The organism is Rhizobium sp. BT03 (assembly GCF_030053155.1).
In the GTDB taxonomy this organism is placed as follows: Bacteria; Pseudomonadota; Alphaproteobacteria; order Rhizobiales; family Rhizobiaceae; genus Rhizobium.
The window spans coordinates 2305012-2325640 of record NZ_CP125640.1 but is presented as its reverse complement, the minus strand read 5'-3'; the positions used below and the strand labels follow the sequence as shown (position 1 = coordinate 2325640).

Genomic DNA, 20629 nt, shown 5'->3' with positions numbered 1-20629 from the left:
GGCAACTCAATGCGGGCTGGCCGTTGGCCGGATGATGATCTCGCTGACATCGACGTCGTCAGGCTGGCTGACGGCATAGAGGATCGACTTGGCGACGGCCTCGGGGCTGATCGTCACCGCCCTGAAAGCTTTCATGGCGTCGCGTGCGGTCGCATCGGTGATCGTGTCGGCCAGTTCCGATGTCGTCGTGCCGGGAGAAATGACGGTCACGCGGATGCGATCGGTCTCCTGCCGCAGCCCGTCCGAAATCGCCCGGACTGCGAATTTCGTGGCGCAATAGACGGCGGCCGTTGGCGAGACGCTGTGACCGCCGATCGAACACAGGTTGATGATCTGCCCCGATCCCTGCGCCTTCATGATCGGCAGCGCTGCGGCGATGCCGTAGAGCACGCCCTTGATGTTGACATCGACCATCCGGTCCCATTCGTCCACCTTGAGGGCCTCGAGCGGCGAGAGCGGCATGACGCCTGCATTGTTGACGATGACGTCCAGGCGGCCGAATTCCGATCTCGCAAAACCTGCAAAGGCCTCAACTTCGGAACGGTCGGTGACGTCAAGTTTTCTCAGGCGCACGCTGCCGCCCCTGGCTTCGATTTCGCCGGCAAGCGCCTGCAGCCGCTCGCTGCGGCGTGCGCCGATCACGATATGGGCGCCCGCGGCAGCCAGCACCCTTGCCGCAGCCTCTCCGATGCCGCTGCTGGCGCCGGTGATGGCAATGACTTTTCCTTCGATACCAGACATTTCAAGCTCCTTTTCAGGCTGAGGTTTCCTCGGGTGTGCGATCAACTGGGGAAATCGGCGCTCAGCGTCGTCTCCGCCCAGGCGTCGAAATTTGCCCGCAGCGCATCGAGCCGCTCGCGGGCGATCTTCAGGGCGGGTGCGCCGAGGAGCAGCCGCAGCGGCGGCTCCTCCGCCTCGAATGCCGATATGATCGCGACTGCGGCACGCGCCGGATCGCCCGGCTGTTTGCCGGAGACCGAACGGGTGGCCTGGCGCCGCTTGCCCGATGTCTCGGCATAGTCGTCGATAACAGTCCTGGATTCGACCATCGATCGGCCGGCCCAGTCCGTGCGGAAGGCGCCGGGCTCGAGGATCGTCACATCGATGCCGAATGGCTTGACCTCATGGGAAAGCGATTCCGACAGGGCTTCGACCGCGAATTTGGTGGCGTGGTAATAACCGGTGGCCGCGAAGGCGACGAGCCCGCCGAGCGAGGAGACGTTGAAGATGTGACCCCGCCGGCGTGCCCGCATGCCCGGCAGAACCTGCCTGGTAACATCTATCAAGCCAAAGACGTTGGTCTCGAACTGGGCGCGAATCTCGGCATCCTCGCCCTCTTCGATCGCCGCGAGGTAGCCGTAGCCGGCATTGTTGACGAGCACGTCGATCGCCCCGAAATGCGCCTCGGCATCATGAACCGCGCGGGCGACGGAGCGGCTGTCCGTCACATCGAGTGCGAGAGCAAGTGCGCGGTTTCCATGCTCTGCCGTGAGATCGCTCAAGGCCTCGGGTCTGCGCGCGGTTATGGCGGCGCGCCGGCCACGGGCGAGAACCGCTTCGGCAAGCGCCCGGCCGAGGCCGGACGAAGCGCCTGTTATGAACCAGATGGGTGTGGTGGAAGACATGATCGTCATCCTTTCCGGCCGGAAACGGCCCTTATCCCGAGTGATGGGTTATTTGCGGCGAAGCACCATACCGCCATGATGGAGAGTATCGCCGTCGACAAAATCGCCGTCGGCGGTGAAGCCGGTGTCGTCCCAGTATTCGATATGGCTTCCGGTGACTTCGTAGCGGCCGCGATAGGCGCTTTCCCGGCTGCCGCGGGCTTCGTCGTAACGGCCGTTGGCCAGAAGTCCGTGGCGCACACGGCCGTCATCCGTGACCCACATGCCGACATAAGGATGGTGCTGCATGATGTTCTCGCTTGTTTGTTGACGCACGGATTGCCGGTCGCGGACGGCATCCGCGGCTGACGAGCCGATCGCCGTGCCGGCCAAGGTGGTTGCGGCGAAAATATGCAGAACAGGTCTCGCCGAAATATTTCGCATCGGTCTTCCCTTCGAAAGAGGCCTGTCCATGAGCCCTGCCTTGCCTGGCCTCGAGAGGAAGATAGTCTCCTTGGTCGACGTGATTAAGTTGCCAATGCAGGATGCCTTGGTTAGAAATACTAACCAATGAGCGATGATCTCGAAGGCATTTCGGTCTTTCTCGCGGTGGCGGAGGCGCGCAACTTTCGTCTTGCCGGCGAGCGGCTCGGCGTCACCCGTTCCGCCGTCAGCCAGGCCTTGCAGCGCCTGGAGGATCGCCTTGGCGCCGCGCTCGTCCAGCGCACGACACGCAGCGTCAGCCTGACCGAAGCCGGCGAAGTCTTCTTCGACGCGGTTCGCCCATCGGTGCGGCAGGTCAGGGATGCGATGCAGACGGTGCGGGACATGCAGGCGCGCCCGAGCGGCCTGCTCAGGATCACCGTTTCCTCGATCGCCGAGAATTTTCTATCCGGCACCTTGTTGGCCGGCTTCATCGAGGCCTGTCCTGAGATCAAACTCGATATCACCGTCACCGATGACGAATTCGATATCGTCGAGGCGGGCTTCGACGCCGGTGTCCGGCTCGGGGAAGTCATCGAGCAGGATATGATCGCGATCTCCGTCTCCGAGCCGCAGCGGCAATGCGCCGCCGCATCCCCCGCCTACCTCGAGCGCCGCAGCCGTCCCCGCCATCCAAGCGAACTCCAGGACCATACCTGCATCGGCTGGCGGCCGCGCCCGGATACCGCGCCCTATCGCTGGGAATTCACCGAGAATGATCGCGATTTCGACGTCTCCGTCGATCCCGCCGTCACGACCAACGACATGGGCATGATGATCCACATGGCCTGCGCCGGCGCCGGCATCACCTTCGGCATGGTGGAAACCTTTCAGCCCTATCTCGAACGAGGTGACCTTGTGCCGCTGCTCGAAGATTTCTGTCCGCCCTTTCCGGGCTTTTATCTCTATTTTCCCAGGCGTCAGCGGCAGCCGCTGAAGCTGCGGGCGCTGGTGGACCATATCCGCGCCTCCGGCAGGCGTTAGTCGCCTGCCGCTGAAAGCAGCTATTGGCGTGAATTGTCCGCTCTTTGTCCGCGGCGTGCATTTCGCTCCGCTTTCAAATCGCGGAGTATGGCGTCATGATCAATCTCGAAGGAGCAAAAAATGTCCGATCATGATACCGTTCTTCTCGTCATCGATGCCCAGGAATCCTTCAGGCACCGTGATTATTGGGATGAAGACCTCGCCTCCGCCTATATCGATCGCCAGCAGGCTTTGATCGACGGCGCGGAAGCCCGCGGCATAACTGTCATTCAGATCTTTCATGTCGATGGAAACGGGCCGTTCTCCGAAAGCTCCGGGCTCGTCAGAACGCTTGCCCCACTCCGGATCGCCCCGAAGGCGACCTTCAGGAAGAGCCGCCATAGCGCTCTCGTCGGTTCGGGGCTCGACGTGTGGCTGACCGAGAATGGCGTCCGCCGTCTCCTCGTCTCCGGCATCCGCACCGAACAATGCTGCGAGACCACGACGCGTCACGCCTCGGATCTCGGCTATCAGGTCGATTATGTCGGCGAAGCGACCCTGACATTCCCGATGACCGACGGTATCGGACGCAGCTGGAGCGCCAGGGAAATCCGGGACCGAACCGAACTTGTTCTCTCCGGTCGCTTCGCGCGGATCGCGACCGTCGAACAGGCACTGACAGGCCGTGGGGAGCTGCTCGCCGCATGACCGACCCTGCGCAGCCCCTCGATATCCCGGTTTTCGTCGTCGTCCCGCCGCGCGTTCTGCTGCTCGACGTGGCCGGCCCGATCGAGGTGCTGCGTAAGGCCAACCTCGAACAGAACAGGGTGCGCTTTACCGTCACCTATATCGGTCCGTCGTCGACGGTCGGCAGCTCGATAGCTCTTGCCGTTACCGGCGTTGCTCCGCTGCCGGAGCGATTGCCGGATGGCGCGCTTGTCGTCATTGCCGGCAGCGCCGACGCCCCGATGGAAAACGGCCTCGAGCATAGCGAACGGGAATGCGCCGATGAGGCTGCCATCGTCGAATGGCTGAGACGTGCCATTCGTCCGGGAATTCGCCTGGCCTCGATCTGTTCGGGCGCATTGCTCGCCGCCGAGGCGGGAATGCTCGACGATTGCGACTGCACCACTCATCACGGCTGCATGGAAGATCTGATCAGGCTCGCGCCCACGGCGCGTGTCCGGGAGAATCGGCTTTATGTCGAGGACGGAGAGCGCCTGACGAGCGCCGGCATCACCGCCGGCATCGACCTCATGTTGCATATCGTCGCCGAAGCGGCGGGCCACGCTTGCGCTGTCGCGGTGGCGCGATACCTCGTCGTCTATCTCAGGCGCGGCGGCTCGGACCCGCAGCTTTCACCCTGGCTTGAAGGCCGAAACCATATCCATCCGGTCATTCATCGTGCGCAGGACGCAGTGGTGGCCGATCCGACTCAGGACTGGTCGGTCGCAGCACTTGCCCGCCTCAGCGGCGCCAGCCCGCGCAACCTCTCGCGGCTGTTCAACGAACAGACAGGCATGAGCGTCACGGATTTCGTCAATCGTATGCGCGTGGCGCTCGCCCGCGAGATGCTCGCCGGTTCGCGGCTGGACATGGAGGCGGTCGCAATGCGCGCCGGCTTCGGCTCGGCGCGGCAGCTACGCCGCGCCTGGAACCGCTTGCATGAAAGCCCGCCGAGCACGGCGCGATCAAGGCTGTGATCGTCTGTCAGGTATCGGGCGATGAGATCGTATCAATCGCGATCATGGGAACGTCGGGCTTCGGCCAGGATGCCGGCTTCCATCTCTTCCAGGGTTTTCGGCTCGCCATTGAAGGGAAGCGTGCTGAACACGTCGTCTGCCTGCGTCAGCGCGAAGGCGGGCGCTTGCCTTAGCAGCACACCGTCCGGGGTTTTCTCGACAATGAGACGAGTTCCCGCCTTCCATTCCCGCCGTTGGCACACGGTTTTGGGAAGTATGACCTGTCCTTTGGTCGATACGGTGGTAATGAGGTTTTCAGCGCGGGTCATCGGTTTGGTCCCGTTTGGAAGACGAACATAAGATAGACAGGTGGGCCGCGATACCCAAGGATCACGATCCGGGCGAGGCGCGCGCCCTTTTGCTGGAGAAGCTATGCTGGACGAAGTCTTTCCCGTTCCGACCAGGGCCTTGATCCGGCAGGGTGGGCGAGCCTGTTTTTATCGTCTCGTCAATACGAGCCCCATTTTGTTCCAAGTGCAATCGGGAACTAAGATCATCATGGCGGATGACAGGCCTTTGCGCCTTGAGGCCGGCGCATACGGCTTGCTGCCCGACTATCAGCCATTGACGATGGAGAACATTCCGAAGGCGCCGCGAAACTATCAGACCGTAGCACTTCCTGTTCCGAGACAGTTGTTCGAGGATGCCTATGCGAGGATGGGGCCAATCGCCGTTCCCTCGCGGCCGCTTCCGGCAAGCACCTCGAGCTTCCCGGAAGAAGCCGCCGTATTGTTTGACTATTGCTGTCAGCCCGGCAACCTGGCGAGGCTTCCTGGCGCCATTGCCAAGGCCAGGCTGATGGAACTCGTCACCTGGTTTGCGCTCTGCGGTGCGGTGCTGGGTGAAGGCCAGAGTCCTCGGCTTGAGGATCGGCTGCGGCAGATGATCGAAAGCGATCCGGCCTTTGATTGGACATTGGCGCATGCGGCGCGTTCGTTCAACATGAGCGAAGCGACACTGAGGCGCAGGCTGGCCGCGGAGAATACCGGCTTCAGCGAGATCCTGAGTGATACGAGAATGAACCGGGCGCTGGGGCTCATTCATACGACGACGCTGCCGATGGCGCAGGTCGCGCTTGAGGTCGGCTACGATTCACCCTCTCAATTTTCGGCGCGTTTCAAAGAGCGGTTCGGCGTCAGTCCGCGCCACGTGCGCAGTGGTTCCGAGCATTTTGAACGGATCGGGGCAGAAGTTGAGCATAGCGGGGCAGATGCACTGACTCGCTGACGGTAGTTTTCCGGCGTCATCAACCGCAGGAAAACAGCATGCGTCTCATAACAGCAGTCCTTCTCGCCGCGTCCGTCTTTGGCGCCACGGCCGCCCAGGCCGAAATGAAACTCACCTCGAAAGATCTGACTTCAGGCAAGTCCATGGCTGATGCGCAGGTCTTCAACAGCTTTGGTTGCGCGGGCAGCAACATCTCGCCGGAACTCGTTTGGTCGGCTGCACCCGAGGGAACCAAGAGCTTTGCGGTCATGGCTTACGATCCGGATGCTCCCACCGGCTCGGGCTGGTGGCACTGGTCTGTCTTCAACATTCCCGCAAATGTCTCGAAAATCGCCACTGGCGCCAGCGGTGAGAAAAAACTTCCAGCGGGTGCCGTGGAAGGCCACACCGACTTCGCTACGTCAGGATATGGCGGCGCATGCCCGCCGGCCGGCGATGCGCCGCACCACTACCAGTTCACCATCTACGCGCTCTCGGTCGACAAGCTGCCGCTTCCCGAGACCGCGCCCGGGGCCATGGTTGGTTTCTATGTCAGGGCAAATACGCTCGCCAAGGCCTCCATCGAGGTCACCTACGGCCGCTGAAGCCGGCTGACCTCCGGCGACCAGTTCAGGCTGGCCGATAGATCTGCGCCACCGCGCCGCCTGGAAAAGCCTTCGAGCTCATCAGCTTGAGAGGCTTCGGCGCGGTGAGCTCGGAGAATAACGGCAGGCCTTTGCCGAGCGCCACGGGGATCACAAGCAGGGCGAACTGATCGACCAGTCCCTCGGCGATCAGGCTGCGGCCAAAGCTCACGCCGCCATGGGCGATGATCGGTTTGCCCTCCTCGGCTTTCAGCGTCGCGATTTCTTCCGCGAGGTCTCCGCCTGCCACATGGGCCTCCGCCCAGCTTTCCGCGCCGGGCTGCAGCCCTGGAGATTGTCCGGTCCCCGCCTTGGCGCCGATGTCATCGAGCGTCGCCACCACCTTGCCGAGGATCGCCGGCCCCTGTCGTGAGAAGACGGCCTTGGGGATCTGGTTCAGCGGCGGCGCGAAGGCCAGGGTGGAAGTCGGCCAGAAGGGGGCCATGGCGAGGAAGCTGCGGCTGCCCATAATGTGCAGGCCGGCTTTCCCTATATAATCCACGCTCCAATCCTTCGCCTCCTGATCGGCGCCGAACATCCATGTGGTTCCGGCCATCCAGATCACTGACGAAACCATCGACCGATATGGACATTTTCAGGATCAGGTCTCTCATGGCGTTCTCCTCGTTTGGCTTTGGCCCAAGGACGAACCGGACCGGGAAGATCCGACATTACCCGATCATATTAAGTGTCAGGGCCGCGCCTATCGCGACGCAAAGCGCTGCTTTGCCGAATCCGTGAACGGCATGAACAACGCGACAAGCGTGCCTTCCGGATCGCGGAACTGCACCGACCGATTGCCCCACGGCATCAGTTTAGGCTCATGAACAACTTCGACCCTATCCTTCAGCCGTGCATATTCTGCGTCGACGTCATCCACCATGAACTCGATGATCGCCGTTCGGTTGGCGCCGGCCTCGGCGCTGCCTTCTTTGAACAGCGGTACGGTTTCCATGCTGCCAATGGCGAGTGCCGCCGAAGGGGTGACGATCTCGGCGAAAACCGGCGCCAACCACTCGGCCGATTGTCCGGTGACCATTTCGTAGAAGCCGACCACAGCCTTGATATTGCCGGCAATCAGCCGGGTTGAGGCAAATTTCATGACTTTTCCTTCCAGAAGACCGCAAACGCGCGCCGCGTCGCTCAGGCCTTGTCGCACAGGCCTGTTGCCAGCATTATGGCAACAGGAGTCAGCAGTTATGCGAAAAGCCGATCGTCTGTTTCAGATCATTCAGATCCTGCGCCGTACGAACCGGCCGGTGACTGCCGCGGCAATCGCCGAAGAGATCGAAGTGTCCAGGCGCTCGGTGTACCGCGATATCGCCGACCTGATCGGCCAAGGGGTCCCTATCGTCGGAGAGGCCGGCTTCGGTTATTTGCTCGACCCTACCTATGACATGCCGCCTCTGATGCTGACGCCCGACGAGATCGAGGCGATCGTGCTGGGTGCACAATGGGTCGCAGGACGCGGCGATAAGGCGTTATCCGCAGCGGCACGGGACGTAGTGAGCAAGATCGCAGCCGTTATCCCCGAAAGGCTACGTCCATACATCGCCGAGCCAAGCGTTGGAGCAAAGCCTGGCACGATCACCCCGACACACACGGTCGATACGAACGAACTGCGCCATGCGATCCGTGAAGATCGGAAGCTTCGCCTGCGGTATCGATCCGATACTGGGGAGGAGACCGAGCGGGTCGTGTGGCCGGTCATCCTCGGCTACAGTGAAGCAACGTGACTGATTGTCGCGTGGTGAGAATTACGGCAGGACTTCCGTCATTTCCGAACCGATCGCATGCTTAAGATCGAAGTGCTGGAGGCGAGCAACGGCCTAAGGAAAGGCGACTTGCGTCGCCGCTGGGAGCGGTGGCGCGACGAGCAGCCCTCCCGGTCCGACCACTGATCGCCGGGAGCCGCCGGGGCAGATGGCCCGCTACAGAGATATCGGTTGCGATCCGAGCCTAGTTTAGGTGGACAGCTCCTCGCGGCCGCGGCGCTTCGCTGCCTGCGGATCGCGTCCGAAGCCGGCGGCGTTCTGCTGATTATCGACGCAAAGGACGAGCGAGCGGCCCAATGGTACGTCACCTATGGGGCCGAGCCGCTGGAGAGCCAGCCGCTTACGCTTGTCATGCCGCTCGCCACCTTCGCCGCTGATCTCAAGGGCAAGGGTCTTCTCTGACGGTCGTTCAGGCCTGTCGCCTTGTGGAGCAGAGTCACGAGTTCGGCGGCCTGCCATCGACCGTCTATCCCGAGGCTTGCCCGGCGATAGACGGCAGATGATTTATTGTTTTCTCAGTGCGTTATTAAGGGTTTTGGCGCGCTATCGGCGGCGTTCTGATAGGCCAAAATCACTCCCACTCGATCGTGCCGGGCGGCTTCGACGTGACGTCGTAGACCACCCGGTTGATGCCGCGCACCTCGTTGATGATGCGGGTTGCGGCGCGGCCGAGGAATTCCATGTCGTAGTGGTAGAAATCCGCCGTCATGCCGTCGACGGAGGTGACGGCGCGCAGCGCGCAGACGAATTCGTAGGTGCGCCCGTCGCCCATGACGCCGACGGTCTGGACGGGGAGCAGCACGGCGAAGGCCTGCCAGATGGCGTCGTAGAGGCCGGCCTTGCGGATTTCGTCGAGATAGATCGCATCGGCTTCGCGCAGGATTTCCAGCTTTTCGCGGCTGATGCCGCCCGGGCAGCGGATTGCGAGGCCGGGGCCGGGGAAGGGGTGGCGGCCGATGAAGCTGTCGGGCAGGCCGAGTTCGCGGCCGAGCGCGCGCACCTCGTCCTTGAAGAGTTCGCGCAGCGGCTCGACGAGCTGCATCTTCATGCGCTCCGGCAGGCCGCCGACATTGTGATGCGATTTGATCGTCACCGACGGGCCGCCGGTGAAGGAAACGCTCTCGATCACGTCGGGATAGAGCGTGCCCTGGCCGAGGAAATCGGCGCCGCCGAGCTTCTTTGCCTCTTCCTCGAAGGTTTCGATGAACAGCCGGCCGATGATCTTGCGCTTGGTTTCCGGGTCGCTGACGCCTTCGAGCTCGCCGATGAAGCGGTCCGAGGCATCGACATGCAGCAGATGCAGATTGTAATGCTCGCGGAACATGGCGACGACGTTTGCCGCCTCGTCCTTGCGCATCAGGCCGTGGTCGACCAGGATGCAGGTCAGCTGATCGCCGACCGCCTCGTGGATCAGCAGTGCCGCGACCGAGCTGTCGACGCCGCCGGAAAGCGCACAGATGACGCGCTTGTCGCCCACCTGCTTGCGGATCTCGTCGACCGCCTTCTGCCGATAGGCCGACATCGACCAGTCGCCCTTGATGCCGGCGATGTTGTGGATGAAGTTGCCGATCAGCTTGGCGCCGTCGGGCGTGTGCACGACCTCGGGATGGAACTGCACGCCGTAATATTTGCGCTTCTCGTCGGCGATGAAGGCGTAGGGCGCGTTGGAGGAGGTGGCGACCACCTCGAAACCGTCAGGCAGCGCCGTGACACGGTCGCCATGGCTCATCCACACCTGATGGCGCGAGCCGGAGGACCAGAGGCCCTCGAACAGCTGGCAGTCCTTGTCGACGTCGAGGAAGGCGCGGCCGAACTCGCGGTGATGGCCGCTTTCGACCTTGCCGCCGAGCTGCATGCACATCGTCTGCTGGCCATAGCAGATGCCGAAGACCGGCAGGCCGCTGTCGAAGATGATCTGCGGCGCTCGCGGCGATCCCTCGTCCACCGTCGAAGCCGGGCTGCCGGACAGGATCACGGCTTTCGGCTGGAGGCGCTTGAAGCCCTCTTCGGCCGATTGGAACGGAACGATTTCGCAATAGACGCCGGCCTCGCGCACGCGTCGTGCGATGAGCTGGGTCACCTGGCTGCCGAAATCGACGATGAGAACGGAGTCGGGATGTGCTGTCTGGGTCATGGCGAGGCTTTAATGAAAAGCGCTTCGCCTGGCAATCCGGGAAATCGGCGGCATCGGGTTTTTATTGTTCCGATTGTCCCTCGCGCGCCGGGAAAGGCGCGCGGCTTTTAGGGCCTAGAACCAGAAAACCCCGTCCTCCAGCGCCGTGAACAGGCTGTCGACGCCGTAGGAGAGCTTGCGGTCGACGATGTGCAGATATTCGGTCCAGCCCGAAATGTGCTGCAGCTCGACGGCGCCGTCGGAAATGCCGCGCAGGCCGATCAATGGCAGTTTGTAACCCTGGCAGGCGCGCAGCACCGCATAGGTCTCCATGTCGACCATGTCGGCGTCGATGTCGCTATAGGCAGCGCCCGAAATGACGTTGCCGCCTGTCGAAAGGCTGGCTTCGGCAATGCCGGGAATGCGTAGCGGCAGTTCGAGTGTCGCCGGCAGGTCGAGAAACGGTGTCCTGCCTTTTTCGAAACCGAGCGGCGAGGCGTCCATGTCGCGGTAGGAAACCGAGGTTACCTGATAGATTTCGGTCTGCTCCAGTTTGGCGGAGCCGGCCGAGCCGAGCGAAACCACGAGATCCGGCAGATCGTCGGCGGCGTCCAGCCGCGCCAGCGTCTTGGTCAGCGCCACCGCCGCCTCGACCGGGCCGACGCCGGTCATCAAAGGTTCGATGCGCGACCGCAGGAAGGGGCCGTATTCGGCCTCCGCCGCCATGACGAACAGCATGGATTTACCCGCGACCGACTTCAGCTCAAACTTCATCCCGTAATTCCTTCTCTGCCGCGGATCACCATCATCGTTCCGGTCATGGAGGCGATGAGTTTCGCCGGCCCGTCGCTGATCGCGTAGCCTCGCCCGTCGGCAACGATGATGGTGGAGCCGGGTTTGGTGATTTCCCCGCGAAACAGGAAACGATCGCCACGCCCCGGCGACATGAGATTGACCTTGAACTCGATCGTCAGGATCGAGGCTTCGGGGTCGATGACGCTGTAGGCGGCAAAGCCGCAGGCCGAATCGAGCGCTGCGGAAATGATGCCTGCGTGCAGGATGCCGTGCTGCTGTGTCAGTTTGACGTCGAAGGGAAGCTCGATCTCGACGACGCCGTGCTCGACGCGCGTCAGCTCCGCGCCGATCGTCTCCATCGCCGCCTGCCGCGCAAAATTGCGGCGGATTCGCGCGCGGAAATCGCCCCTGTCAGTCTCGCTCATGTCTGCCCCTCTTGCAGCCGGGAAAGTGGCATGGCGGGCCGGATTCGACAAGCTGCACATTGCTGAAATCGGTCTCGGCGCCGATGGAAAGCTGCGGCCGTGTCGCCGGGGCAACCTTTCGCCTTTCCGTCGCCATGCAAGCCGGTGACACAGGCCGGTGCAAAGACGATTGCAGCTTCGCGTCCAGCGCGTATTCTCCGCGTCATGCCTCGAAAGAACGGAGCGCCGGCGCATGACGACGATATCGCAATCGGTCCGGAATTTCGAGACCTGGCTGGCCGGCGAACTCGGGGCCGATCTCGTCGCGGACGATCTCCTGGAGAAACACGAGAAGATGCGAAGCGGCGGCTTCGTCTTCCTGCGCGCCACCTATTGGCGCTGGTGCGAGACCATCCTCGATATCTGCCCGGAGCTCGGCCGCGCGCCCGAGGTGCTGGCGATCGGCGATACGCATCTGGAGAATTTCGGCACCTGGCGCGATGCCGAGGGCCGGCTCGTCTGGGGCGTCAATGATTTCGACGATGCGGCGGTGATGCCCTATGCGCTGGATCTCGTTCGCCTTGCGGCAAGCGCCATCCTGGCGCGCAACGGCGATGGTCCCTCGGTGCGGATGATCGGCGAGCTGATCCTCGCCGGCTATCGCAGAGGCCTTGAAAATCCACTGCCCGTCATCCTCGAGCGCGATCACAAATGGCTGCGCAAGGCGCTGATGCTGCCGAATTCCGAACGCCGGGAATTCTGGGAGAAATACGAAATGCTGCCTCCTGGCAAGGAGCCGCCGCCATCCGCTTATGCCAAGGCGCTTGCGGCTGCACTGCCGCCCGGCTCGGGACCTTTCGTGGCGAAGCCGCGCAGCGGCGGCACCGGCAGCCTCGGCCGGCCGCGTTTCGTCGCCTATGCGGAATGGCAGGGCGGGCCGGTGCTGCGTGAGGCCAAGGCGCTGCTGCCGTCCGCCTGGTCGCTTCGCCACAGACCTGAGGACGTGGCGATCCATGCGGGAGAGATCGCCAATGGGCGGGCGCGGTGCGTCGATCCGCACTACCAGGTTTCCGGCCGCATCCTCGTTCGCCGGCTCTCGCCGAACAGCTGTAAGATCGAAATCGACCGGCACCCCGAAATCCTGCTTTCGCCGACGATGCTCGAGCTGATGGGGTTCGAGATCGCCAATTGCCATTCCAACAATGCGGCGGCGGTCGCCGTGATCCTCCGCGATATCAAGGCACGGGGAAACGAATGGCTGCATGAGGCGGCAAGAGCCGCGGCCTCATGCGTCAGTGCCGAGCAGAAGGCCTATTCTCGCGCCGGCTAAAGCGTGTCGCGATCTTTCAGATTCGCTTGTCACGCTTTAGGTCTTTGTTCTTACGCATGTCTTTGCGGCAAAAGCGCTTTGCGCTTTGCCTGGCAAAACCGCAGCACACTTTTGCGAGACATGCTCTAGATCCGCACGATGTGCTGATCCCAGGCGACGTCGCTGCGCGTCGACAGGAAATCGCCGTCATAGGAGGAGACGGCAAAGCCGCTTTTTGCCGGCGCGATGCCGGCGGCGTCCGGAACGCTGGTCTCGGCCAGCACCTTGCCCGTCCTTGCGTCGATGGTCACCGAGGCGCCGCCCTTCGGCGAGGTAATGCCGACGATGCCCTCGCTGCGATTGACGGCAATCGCTCCGACGTAATTGGCAAGCCTGCGCGTCGTCTGCTCCGGCAGGTTGATGAAGGAAAGATCCTCGCCCTTGGCGAAATGGCCGACGAGCGGCGGCAAATCCTTGCGGTGGCCTTCGTACTGGCAGGCAAACCAGATGCGGCCCTTGTCGTCGAGATCGACGTGGCGGGTGGAAAGCTCCGCCCATTGCGCCGGCAGCACATGTTTTTCGATGAGCGCCCCGGTCGCCGCGTCGACCAGCACCAGCGACGGCTGCATCTCCCCGAGATTGAGCTTGGTGCGGCCGAAATCCGGATGCGTCTCGATGCCGCCATTGGCGACGATCAGAAGGCGTCCGTCGTCGGAAACCGTCATATCGTGCGGGCCGATGCCGTAGGTCTCGAATTCGCCGATGCGGGTGAAGCGGTTGCTGGCGTCGTAGATACCGATCATGCCGCGATTGCCGTCGAAGTCGTTCTCGCTGGCATAGAGCAAACGACCGTCGGGAGAAAAAGCGCCGTGACCGTAGAAATGCCGGTCTTCCCTGGCGCTGATGACGATCGGCTCGCTTTTATTCCAGGGGTCGAAGATCATCGCATAGGTGCCTGGCCGGCGCGCGAAGGCGACGGTCTTGCCGGTGGCGGCGCTGAAGGCCATGCCGTGGGCGCGGGCGGGAAGCGCCACCCGATCGATGATCTCGCCGCGCTCGGTCACGGTCGCGATGGCAAAGGAGCCGTTTGCCGTGCGAATGCCCGAGGCGTAGACCGCATCGGCCCGTTCAAGCGCCAACAGCGACCTCGGCGCCAAGGTGGCGAGGAAGCCCAGTCCGGCCGCCTTGACGAAATTGCGTCGGTCGATCGCGGCGCTCCGCATCATCGCTTCAGTCTCCGTCCGAAAAGGAAAAGCCGGCCGAAAGTCCGATGGCCGCACCATAGTCGTCGCTGATCCGGGTGATCAGATCACGGCTTTCGGCCAAAAGCGTGTCGAGCTTGGCTTTTTCGGCATCGCTGGTGGCGGCGTCTATATCGGGATTGAGTTTCGGCACGCTGTCGAGCAGCGATTTGAAATCCTCGTCGATCGAAGCGGCGATCGCCTGTTTGTCCGGCGGCAGAAGCTCGGCCATGCCGGCCTTCTGCCAGAGCGTGCGCAGCCCCTCCAGATTGGCGGCCATCGATTTCCAGGTATTCTTGGAGCGCCAGTAGATCGCCATGCGCGGGCGCGGCGCCGAGTCCTTGCCCTTGTAGAATTGTTCGAGCCGCTGGTCGCGGACATTCTCCGCGCCGTGCACGAGAATGCCGAGCAGTGCGGTCACGGCTTCCTTATTATCCATGAAATCGTCGCTCTGAGGGCCTGGATGTTTCCAGCTCGCCTGCACGCCGTCGGGCTTTTCCCAGGCGGCGACGACTTCGCCGGCCTCACGCTGGATATTGCCGGCGACCGCGGCGCCGTAAAGGCAGCGGAAGCCGCCCTTCTGCTTGATCAGATCGTCCGAGCCGTTGCCGTAAAGCACGTATTCCAGCGCCGTCAGGCCCTGCAGCGCCACGCTCTTGCCGGCGATCGCATCGACCGTTGCATCCTTGGGATCGGCCTTGGCGATCAGCGCCTGCACCTGCTTCAGGCCGACGCCCTTGCGGTCCGGGTAGAACAGGATGTGCTCGAAGAGATTGTCCTGGATGACAGGCCCGGTCTGGACGATTTCGATGACCGACCAGTAGCGGATCGTATCGTCGAAGGCCGATTTCGCCTTATCCAGCGTCTGCTGCGTGCCGCCGTCGCAGAGATCCTTCATCGCCGTCGTCAGCCGGGCGGCCGATTGCTGCATGTTGCGATAGCCGGGACGGATCACCTCGTCGACGGCGCGCTGCATGACGGCGGGAACGGCATCCTCGTTCAACCCTGCCGGAGGAGCGGCGGTCTGGGCGGCCGCTGATGTGGCGAGGCCGATCAGAGTGAGGCAGAGCAGGGGGTGCCAAAGGCGCATCAAAGTGACTCCAGGAATGTAATCAGGGCCTCCCTGTCGTCTTTCGACAGGGAGGAGAAAGCGTTGCGGGCCTTTTCAGCTTCGCCGCCGTGCCAGAGGATCGCCTCGGTGAGATTCCGCGCACGGCCGTCATGCAGGAAAAAGCTGTGTCCGCTGACAGTCCGGGTCAGTCCTATACCCCATAGCGGCGGCGTGCGCCATTCACGTCCGCTTGCAAGGCCGACCTGTTGCCCGTCGGCAAGCCCGTCGCCCATATCGTGCAGAAGAAAGTCGGAATAGGGCCAGATCAGCTGGAAGGACTGCGTCTTGTCGGGCGAATCCCGGCGGGTGACGAATTTCGGCACATGGCAGGAAATGCAGCCGCTTTCGTAGAAGATTTGCTTGCCCCGCAGCGTCTCGGGAAAGCTCGCCTTGCGGCGCGCGGGAACGGCAAGGTTTTCGGAATAGAAGGTCACGAGGTCGAGAATGGGCCCCGGCGCCTCTTCTTCGCCCAGCCGCTTTTGCACGCCGGTCGGCATATCGAGGCATTTTTTTTCCGCCTTGGTGCAATCGCCATGCGCGTCCGGATGGTCGGGTGTCGAGATGCCGATATCATTGGCGAAGGCGTCGGCATTCTGGTCGCGCACCGTGGCGTTCTGCGCCTTCCAGCCGAAGCGGCCGAGCGCGATCTTGCCGCTGCGGTGGTCGCGGACGATCGCCGCCTTTCCCGAAATGCCGTCGCCATCGGCATCCTCAGGGTCGGCATGGCCAAGGATATCGGCCTCGGGAATGGCCTCGATCAGCCCGAGGCCGATCATCGCCGGGGCGACACGCGCCGAGATCGTCGTCGCGGCGTCGAGCGGCCCGTAGGCAAGGTTCGTGGCCGCATAATGCGGCCGGCGCAGCGACACGGTCTCGCCGTCGCCAAGTGTGACCGTCTCCTCATCATAGCGGATCGTCATCCGGCCCTCGGCGGCAAGGCCGGGAACGGCAAGATCCTGCAGCTGATGGCCATAGATCGGATCGGGGAAATTGAGGACATCAGCGCCCGCGATCGCCTTTTCCTCCTCTGCTGTCTTGGGCGCACGGGAGAGCCGCAGGAACATCGAGACGGCGCTTGGGCCTCCCTCCGGCGGTTTGCCGCGGCCGTCATTGACGTGACAGCTCATACAGGAGCGGGCGTTGAAGAGCGGCCCGAGCCCATCGGAGGCCTGCGTCGAAGACGGCGAGGAAACCCAGAGCTTGCGGAAAAGCGCATTGCCGAGCTTGAAATTCTGCTCTTCCTCGAAGGGGATATTGGCCGAAATATGCGAGAAACTGTCTTCGGTCACCGGATCGATCGAGGTCGTCGCACCCGCCTGCATCGCCTCATATTGCTCGGCCTTGGAAAAATCCCTGGTCGGACGGGTGACGTCGGCGACGCGTTTCAGATCGGCCTCGGAGAGGTCGCTGCGTGTCGTCGGCAGATCGAAACCGGCGGCGATCGTTGCGGTAAAGCCGGCTAGCGTGGCGCAGAGCACTGCGCGGGCGATCAATCGGCGGGCCGGGGCATGCGACATTTCAGAGTCCGGGCCGCTCCGGCTGTCGAAGCGGCCCGCCTTTTTGCTTATTTGAAGACGGCGTTAGGATTATCCAAGCTGTCGGAACCTTCAAGCTGAACCGTGCCGAGATCGAGTGCGGCAATAACGCGCTGTACCGATTTCGTCTGGTCGATCAGCCCGTCGATGGCGGCCTGGACGACGGCATTGCCTTCCTTGTTGCCCTCGCCGATCATCTGGTCGTACTTCTCGACCGTCTCGCCGCGCTTTGCCATGGCGTTCATCGCGTCGAGCGTCTTGTTGAGCTTGCCTTCCATCTCGGCATCGAGCGCCTTGTCCTTGGCGGCCACCAGATCGTGCAGCGACGGGCCGCTGAGCTTGGTGCCGTCGACGCGGGTATAGTTGCCGGTATAGGCGGCGGCGATGCCGATCGCGTCGTTGAGATGCGAGTTGTAGGTATTGTCGGAGAAGCAATCATGCTCTTCCTCAGGATCGTGCAGCAGCAGGCCGAGCTTCATGCGCTCGCCGGCAAGCTCGCCATAGGAGAGCGAACCCATGCCCGTCAGGATGGCGACGAGGCCGGCCTTCGGGTCGGCTTCGACGTTCTTCGTCGCGGCGCCGTCCGGCTTCCAGTTGTCGGTCATTTCCTGCAGGTCGGAAACCAGCAGCGTGGAGGCGGATTTCAGATATTCGGCGCGGCGGTCGCAATTGCCGTGCGTGCAGTTCTTCAGGTCGTAATCGGTTGCCGGGCGGTTGCCGGCGCCGGGTCCCGTGCCGTTCAGATCCTGGCCCCAGAGGAGGAATTCGATGGCGTGGTAGCCGGTCGCGACGTTGGCTTCGATGCCGCCGGCCTCGGCCAGCGTGCCGGAGAGGAATTCCGGCGTCAGCTTGGAGGCGTCGACGTCCTTGCCGTCGATCTTGATCGTCTTGTTGGCGATGACATTGGCGACATACAGCGAATTTTCGTCGCTCTCGGTGCCGTAGGAGGGATCGACATAGTCGATCAGACCTTCATCGAGAGGCCATGCATTAACCTTGCCTTCCCAGTCGTCGACAACAGGATTGCCGAAGCGATAGACTTCCGTCTGCTGGTAGGGAACGCGCGCCTTGATCCAGGCGTCCCGGGCGGCCTTCAGCGTCGCGTCATCAGGCGCCTTCAGGAAGGCGTCGATCGCGGCGTCGAGCGCCTTCGCCGTGGTCAGCGAGTCTTCGTATTTCGCATACGCCACGTCGGCATAATGTTTCACCACGGCAGCCGCATCGGTTTCGGCATGCGCGGGAAGGGCGAGCAGGGCGGCGGGGGCAATCGCCAGCACGGCTGCGCGGAATTTATTGAGCTTCATGATCCTCTCCTGTGACGGATATTCCGCCTAAATCGGGCTCCGTCTCTTCGCGCAAAAGCAAACTGGTGTCAAATGCTCTAGTTTGGAATGGTTTTAAGGATGGAGAGGGGCTGCGAAGGCGCTTGTTTTGCCAGGCATTCGCCCGGAAAATCGGCGGCCGCGCGCTCTTTCGCCGCGGGCTCAGCCCTTGCGCTGCATGCGGCAGAAGAAGAAACCGTCCGTGTCGGTGGAAGCAGGGGTCAGCGTCACCGTCAGCCCGTCGGAAGAGTGTGGCCGCGGGGCGTCTTTGCCGAAGAGGCCATCCCAGGCGGGCAGGGCGCTGACGATCTGGAAATCGGGATTGTCGGCCGTGAAACGGCGTACCTGTTCCTCGTTCTCCTGGGGCAGCACCGAGCAGGTGACATAGATCAGCTCGCCGCCCGGTTTGACGAAGCCGCCTGCCTGCGCCAGCGCGTCCTGCTGCTGGGCGGTGCGCTCGTCGAGGTTCTTCGCCGTCAGCCGCCATTTCGTGTCGGGACGGCGGCGCCATGTGCCGGTGCCGGTGCAGGGCGCATCGACCAGCACCTTGTCGCAGCGCCCGGCAAGGCCGGAAAGGCCTCTGGGGTCGTCATGCACCTGAACATTGCGGGTGCCCGCCCGCTTCAGCCGCTCGATGATCGGCGCCAGCCGTTTGCGGTCGGCGTCGTAGGCGTGAACCTGTCCCTTGTTCTGCATGGCGGCCGCCATGGCGAGCGTCTTGCCGCCACCGCCGGCACAATAGTCGAGAACCTGGTCGCCGTCTTTGGCGAGCACCAGGTCGGCGACGATCTGCGATCCCTCGTCCTGAACTTCGAACCAGCCTTTTTGGAACGAAAGCTCGGCCGTCACGTTGGGAAGACGCGAGGCGCCTTCGCCGGCGGCAATGCGGATGCCGTAGCGGGCGATCTTCGCCGCCTGCGCGCCGGCTCTTTCGAGCGCCTTGACGGCCTTGTCGCGGGAGGACTTCAAAATGTTGGCGCGCAGATCGAGCGTCGGTCGCGCCGCGAGCGCCTGTGCCTCGGCAAGCCAGTCGGCGCCGAAGGCCTGTTCGAAGGAGGGTTGGACCCATTCAGGAATATCGCCGCGGATATGCGGCGGCGCGTCGTCGAGACGGCGGCTTGCAAAGGCGGCCACGGCATCGGCGCTCAGCGGCGCCGGCGCGAATTTGTCGTCCGCCAGTTCGGCGGCAAGACTGTCCGGTGTGAAACCCCATTGGCGGAACATGACGGCGTGGGCAATGGCAGCAGCACTGTCGTCATCCATCAGCCAGGCATGGGAAAGCCGCATGCGCAGCGCGTCATAGACGATGTTGCCGATCGCGGCACGATCGCCGGAGCCGGCGAAGCGGTGCGCAAGGCCCCAGTCCTTCAGCGCGTCGGCGACAGGCCGCTTGCGGGCATCGATATCCGCGAGCACAGAAATCGCCCCTTCGAGGCGGCCGCCCAGACGCATTCACAAGTCTCCTGTTGCCGTGGCATGCGCTCGTTCCGCGCGGGATTGTTCGCAAGTCTCAAGCGCGTGGTAACCGCGATTGACGGCAAGAGCAAGCGCCGCTGACGGCGCAGCTGGTTGTCAGGCTCGGCTGTCAGCTTTAGCTGATCACCTCGGCTGTCAGCTTAGCTGATCACCTCGGCTGTCAGCTTAGCTGATCACCTGGTAGCAGACCTTCGCGGTGCCGGAGCTCACCATGCCGATGTTTTGTGCCGCAGCGCGCGACAGGTCGATCACGCGGCCGCGGATGAACGGACCGCGATCGTTGATGCGAACGACGACGGTGCGGCCGTTGTTGCGGTTGGTGACCTTGACCTTGGTGCCGAAGGCAAGCGAACGATGCGCGGCAGTCAAGATGGCAGGGTTCATACGTTCCCCGGAAGCAGTTTTGGAGCGAAGTGCGTACCATGAAGCACCGCCGCATCCATTTCCAGCAAAACTCTCCGCCGGAAGCAGGCAAGAGCATGCTGCAATAGTTACGGCAGCGATAATAGAACGACGTATTTTCTTCAAAACAGAGTATCCCTCAACTATTGAACTCAACGCCTCTGCAGGCGGCGGGGCTTAAATCTGTTAAAAAGTGGCGAAAAAGTGCCGCGTCCATTCACGGAATATTGCAATCCGTAACATTCGTGAGGTCATTGATAAAATATGAGAATTTGCCGCGTGCGGAAAAATGTGGAAAAAACGCAATGAAATCAGCTAAAATTCAAATGATTTTTCCGAAGAAGTTTTAAACTTCCCAGCCTTCACAAAAATCACGAAATATTTTTTCGAGCTTCGCCATATTTGCTGCCACATTTGCGCAAATTCAAAGGCCGTTAACCATGATATGCGGCGAGAATTGTTCTGCCAAATGCAGAAAGTAGGAATTTCCTACTCATTTCGGGT

The 20629-nt window shown here is 62.5% G+C and carries 21 protein-coding genes and 2 pseudogenes; 8 read left to right on the top strand and 15 right to left on the bottom strand.

Features of this window, described 5'->3' with window-relative positions:
* Positions 1–6: 6 nt before the first annotated feature.
* The 3 genes from QMO80_RS11470 to QMO80_RS11460 are packed head-to-tail and all read right to left on the bottom strand — an operon-like array spanning position 7 to position 2048.
* Positions 7–741, bottom strand: coding sequence for an SDR family oxidoreductase (locus QMO80_RS11470; RefSeq protein ID WP_283196727.1), 735 nt, complete (start codon positions 739–741; stop codon positions 7–9).
* Positions 742–782: 41 nt separating this feature from the next.
* Complete coding sequence (locus QMO80_RS11465; protein ID WP_283196726.1) at positions 783–1634, bottom strand: oxidoreductase; 852 nt, start codon at positions 1632–1634, stop codon at positions 783–785.
* Between the two features lie 39 nt (positions 1635–1673).
* Positions 1674–2048 carry an Atu4866 domain-containing protein gene (locus QMO80_RS11460; RefSeq protein ID WP_283196725.1) on the bottom strand — a complete coding sequence of 125 codons (375 nt, stop codon included), beginning with the start codon at positions 2046–2048 and terminating at the stop codon, positions 1674–1676.
* 126 nt (positions 2049–2174) lie between these two features.
* Between QMO80_RS11460 and QMO80_RS11455 the strand changes: the two genes are divergently transcribed.
* The 3 genes from QMO80_RS11455 to QMO80_RS11445 all read left to right on the top strand — a co-directional run bounded on the left by QMO80_RS11455 (position 2175) and on the right by QMO80_RS11445 (position 4753).
* A complete protein-coding gene (locus QMO80_RS11455; RefSeq protein ID WP_283196724.1) occupies positions 2175–3071 on the top strand; it encodes a LysR family transcriptional regulator in 897 nt (298 codons plus the stop codon).
* Positions 3072–3191: 120 nt separating this feature from the next.
* Complete coding sequence (locus QMO80_RS11450; RefSeq protein ID WP_283196723.1) at positions 3192–3758, top strand: isochorismatase family protein; 567 nt, start codon at positions 3192–3194, stop codon at positions 3756–3758.
* Entirely contained in the window at positions 3755–4753 is a 999-nt protein-coding gene (locus QMO80_RS11445; protein ID WP_283196722.1) for a GlxA family transcriptional regulator, read from the top strand. Before QMO80_RS11450 ends, QMO80_RS11445 begins: the two co-directional genes overlap by 4 nt.
* 32 nt (positions 4754–4785) lie before the next feature.
* Here QMO80_RS11445 and QMO80_RS11440 read toward each other — a convergent pair whose 3' ends face one another.
* On the bottom strand, positions 4786–5061 hold the full coding sequence (locus QMO80_RS11440; RefSeq protein ID WP_283196721.1) for an AbrB family transcriptional regulator: 276 nt from the start codon (positions 5059–5061) through the stop codon (positions 4786–4788).
* A 103-nt stretch (positions 5062–5164) separates the two neighbouring features.
* On the opposite strand from QMO80_RS11440, the gene QMO80_RS11435 reads away from it, so the two are divergent.
* Both QMO80_RS11435 and QMO80_RS11430 read left to right on the top strand, forming a co-directional pair.
* Positions 5165–6019 carry a helix-turn-helix transcriptional regulator gene (locus QMO80_RS11435; RefSeq protein ID WP_283196720.1) on the top strand — a complete coding sequence of 285 codons (855 nt, stop codon included), beginning with the start codon at positions 5165–5167 and terminating at the stop codon, positions 6017–6019.
* 38 nt (positions 6020–6057) lie between these two features.
* Complete coding sequence (locus tag QMO80_RS11430; RefSeq protein WP_283196719.1) at positions 6058–6603, top strand: YbhB/YbcL family Raf kinase inhibitor-like protein; 546 nt, start codon at positions 6058–6060, stop codon at positions 6601–6603.
* Positions 6604–6628: 25 nt separating this feature from the next.
* Here the strand turns inward: QMO80_RS11430 and QMO80_RS11425 are convergent, their stop codons facing one another.
* Complete coding sequence (locus tag QMO80_RS11425; protein WP_283196718.1) at positions 6629–7198, bottom strand: dihydrofolate reductase family protein; 570 nt, start codon at positions 7196–7198, stop codon at positions 6629–6631.
* Positions 7199–7345: 147 nt separating this feature from the next.
* Positions 7346–7744: a VOC family protein gene (locus tag QMO80_RS11420; protein WP_097624579.1), complete on the bottom strand. Its 399-nt coding sequence runs from the start codon at positions 7742–7744 to the stop codon at positions 7346–7348.
* A 97-nt stretch (positions 7745–7841) separates the two neighbouring features.
* On the opposite strand from QMO80_RS11420, the pseudogene QMO80_RS11415 reads away from it, so the two are divergent.
* A pseudogene (locus QMO80_RS11415) lies at positions 7842–8543 on the top strand (helix-turn-helix transcriptional regulator).
* Positions 8544–8606: 63 nt separating this feature from the next.
* Positions 8607–8819: pseudogene (locus QMO80_RS11410) on the top strand (GNAT family N-acetyltransferase); the annotation flags it as partial.
* A gap of 169 nt (positions 8820–8988) precedes the next feature.
* Here QMO80_RS11410 and guaA read toward each other — a convergent pair.
* From guaA to QMO80_RS11395, 3 genes are all read right to left on the bottom strand, one after another.
* A complete protein-coding gene (gene guaA / locus QMO80_RS11405; RefSeq protein ID WP_038686329.1) occupies positions 8989–10551 on the bottom strand; it encodes a glutamine-hydrolyzing GMP synthase in 1563 nt (520 codons plus the stop codon).
* Positions 10552–10665: 114 nt separating this feature from the next.
* Positions 10666–11304, bottom strand: coding sequence for a 5'-methylthioadenosine/S-adenosylhomocysteine nucleosidase (locus tag QMO80_RS11400; RefSeq protein WP_004673906.1), 639 nt, complete (start codon positions 11302–11304; stop codon positions 10666–10668).
* Positions 11301–11750 (bottom strand): PaaI family thioesterase, encoded by a 450-nt coding sequence (locus tag QMO80_RS11395; protein ID WP_003544704.1) that lies wholly within the window; start codon positions 11748–11750, stop codon positions 11301–11303. Before QMO80_RS11395 ends, QMO80_RS11400 begins: the two co-directional genes overlap by 4 nt.
* Positions 11751–11982: 232 nt before the next feature.
* Between QMO80_RS11395 and QMO80_RS11390 the strand changes: the two genes are divergently transcribed.
* A complete protein-coding gene (locus QMO80_RS11390) occupies positions 11983–13059 on the top strand; it encodes a DUF2252 family protein (protein WP_283196717.1) in 1077 nt (358 codons plus the stop codon).
* A 125-nt stretch (positions 13060–13184) separates the two neighbouring features.
* Here the strand turns inward: QMO80_RS11390 and QMO80_RS11385 are convergent, their stop codons facing one another.
* From QMO80_RS11385 to QMO80_RS11360, 6 genes are all read right to left on the bottom strand, one after another.
* The gene (locus QMO80_RS11385; RefSeq protein WP_283196716.1) at positions 13185–14264 is read right to left on the bottom strand and encodes a DUF1513 domain-containing protein; all 1080 of its coding nucleotides are present in this window, start codon (positions 14262–14264) and stop codon (positions 13185–13187) included.
* A gap of 4 nt (positions 14265–14268) precedes the next feature.
* Entirely contained in the window at positions 14269–15369 is a 1101-nt protein-coding gene (locus QMO80_RS11380; protein WP_283196715.1) for an imelysin family protein, read from the bottom strand.
* The gene (locus QMO80_RS11375) at positions 15369–16907 is read right to left on the bottom strand and encodes a di-heme oxidoredictase family protein (RefSeq protein WP_283196714.1); all 1539 of its coding nucleotides are present in this window, start codon (positions 16905–16907) and stop codon (positions 15369–15371) included. Before QMO80_RS11375 ends, QMO80_RS11380 begins: the two co-directional genes overlap by 1 nt.
* A gap of 47 nt (positions 16908–16954) precedes the next feature.
* The gene (locus QMO80_RS11370) at positions 16955–18229 is read right to left on the bottom strand and encodes an imelysin family protein (protein WP_283196713.1); all 1275 of its coding nucleotides are present in this window, start codon (positions 18227–18229) and stop codon (positions 16955–16957) included.
* 180 nt (positions 18230–18409) lie between these two features.
* The gene (locus tag QMO80_RS11365) at positions 18410–19699 is read right to left on the bottom strand and encodes an RsmB/NOP family class I SAM-dependent RNA methyltransferase (RefSeq protein ID WP_283196712.1); all 1290 of its coding nucleotides are present in this window, start codon (positions 19697–19699) and stop codon (positions 18410–18412) included.
* A 189-nt stretch (positions 19700–19888) separates the two neighbouring features.
* The gene (locus QMO80_RS11360) at positions 19889–20251 is read right to left on the bottom strand and encodes a septal ring lytic transglycosylase RlpA family protein (RefSeq protein WP_116272053.1); all 363 of its coding nucleotides are present in this window, start codon (positions 20249–20251) and stop codon (positions 19889–19891) included.
* Positions 20252–20629 lie beyond the last annotated feature (378 nt).

What these genes read in the sequence shown, in the direction of transcription:
- QMO80_RS11370 (WP_283196713.1), bottom strand. Translation starts at nt 18,229, where the DNA reads ATGAAGCTCAATAAATTCCGCGCAGCCGTGCTGGCGATTGCCCCCGCC.
- QMO80_RS11425 (WP_283196718.1), bottom strand. Translation starts at nt 7,198, where the DNA reads ATGGCCGGAACCACATGGATGTTCGGCGCCGATCAGGAGGCGAAGGAT.
- QMO80_RS11460 (WP_283196725.1), bottom strand. Translation starts at nt 2,048, where the DNA reads ATGCGAAATATTTCGGCGAGACCTGTTCTGCATATTTTCGCCGCAACC.
- QMO80_RS11380 (WP_283196715.1), bottom strand. Translation starts at nt 15,369, where the DNA reads ATGCGCCTTTGGCACCCCCTGCTCTGCCTCACTCTGATCGGCCTCGCC.
- QMO80_RS11435 (WP_283196720.1), top strand. Translation starts at nt 5,165, where the DNA reads ATGCTGGACGAAGTCTTTCCCGTTCCGACCAGGGCCTTGATCCGGCAG.
- QMO80_RS11390 (WP_283196717.1), top strand. Translation starts at nt 11,983, where the DNA reads ATGACGACGATATCGCAATCGGTCCGGAATTTCGAGACCTGGCTGGCC.
- QMO80_RS11375 (WP_283196714.1), bottom strand. Translation starts at nt 16,907, where the DNA reads ATGTCGCATGCCCCGGCCCGCCGATTGATCGCCCGCGCAGTGCTCTGC.
- QMO80_RS11445 (WP_283196722.1), top strand. Translation starts at nt 3,755, where the DNA reads ATGACCGACCCTGCGCAGCCCCTCGATATCCCGGTTTTCGTCGTCGTC.
- QMO80_RS11450 (WP_283196723.1), top strand. Translation starts at nt 3,192, where the DNA reads ATGTCCGATCATGATACCGTTCTTCTCGTCATCGATGCCCAGGAATCC.
- QMO80_RS11365 (WP_283196712.1), bottom strand. Translation starts at nt 19,699, where the DNA reads ATGCGTCTGGGCGGCCGCCTCGAAGGGGCGATTTCTGTGCTCGCGGAT.
- QMO80_RS11465 (WP_283196726.1), bottom strand. Translation starts at nt 1,634, where the DNA reads ATGACGATCATGTCTTCCACCACACCCATCTGGTTCATAACAGGCGCT.
- QMO80_RS11470 (WP_283196727.1), bottom strand. Translation starts at nt 741, where the DNA reads ATGTCTGGTATCGAAGGAAAAGTCATTGCCATCACCGGCGCCAGCAGC.
- QMO80_RS11385 (WP_283196716.1), bottom strand. Translation starts at nt 14,264, where the DNA reads ATGATGCGGAGCGCCGCGATCGACCGACGCAATTTCGTCAAGGCGGCC.
- QMO80_RS11395 (WP_003544704.1), bottom strand. Translation starts at nt 11,750, where the DNA reads ATGAGCGAGACTGACAGGGGCGATTTCCGCGCGCGAATCCGCCGCAAT.
- QMO80_RS11455 (WP_283196724.1), top strand. Translation starts at nt 2,175, where the DNA reads ATGAGCGATGATCTCGAAGGCATTTCGGTCTTTCTCGCGGTGGCGGAG.
- QMO80_RS11400 (WP_004673906.1), bottom strand. Translation starts at nt 11,304, where the DNA reads ATGAAGTTTGAGCTGAAGTCGGTCGCGGGTAAATCCATGCTGTTCGTC.
- QMO80_RS11440 (WP_283196721.1), bottom strand. Translation starts at nt 5,061, where the DNA reads ATGACCCGCGCTGAAAACCTCATTACCACCGTATCGACCAAAGGACAG.
- guaA (WP_038686329.1), bottom strand. Translation starts at nt 10,551, where the DNA reads ATGACCCAGACAGCACATCCCGACTCCGTTCTCATCGTCGATTTCGGC.
- QMO80_RS11430 (WP_283196719.1), top strand. Translation starts at nt 6,058, where the DNA reads ATGCGTCTCATAACAGCAGTCCTTCTCGCCGCGTCCGTCTTTGGCGCC.
- QMO80_RS11420 (WP_097624579.1), bottom strand. Translation starts at nt 7,744, where the DNA reads ATGAAATTTGCCTCAACCCGGCTGATTGCCGGCAATATCAAGGCTGTG.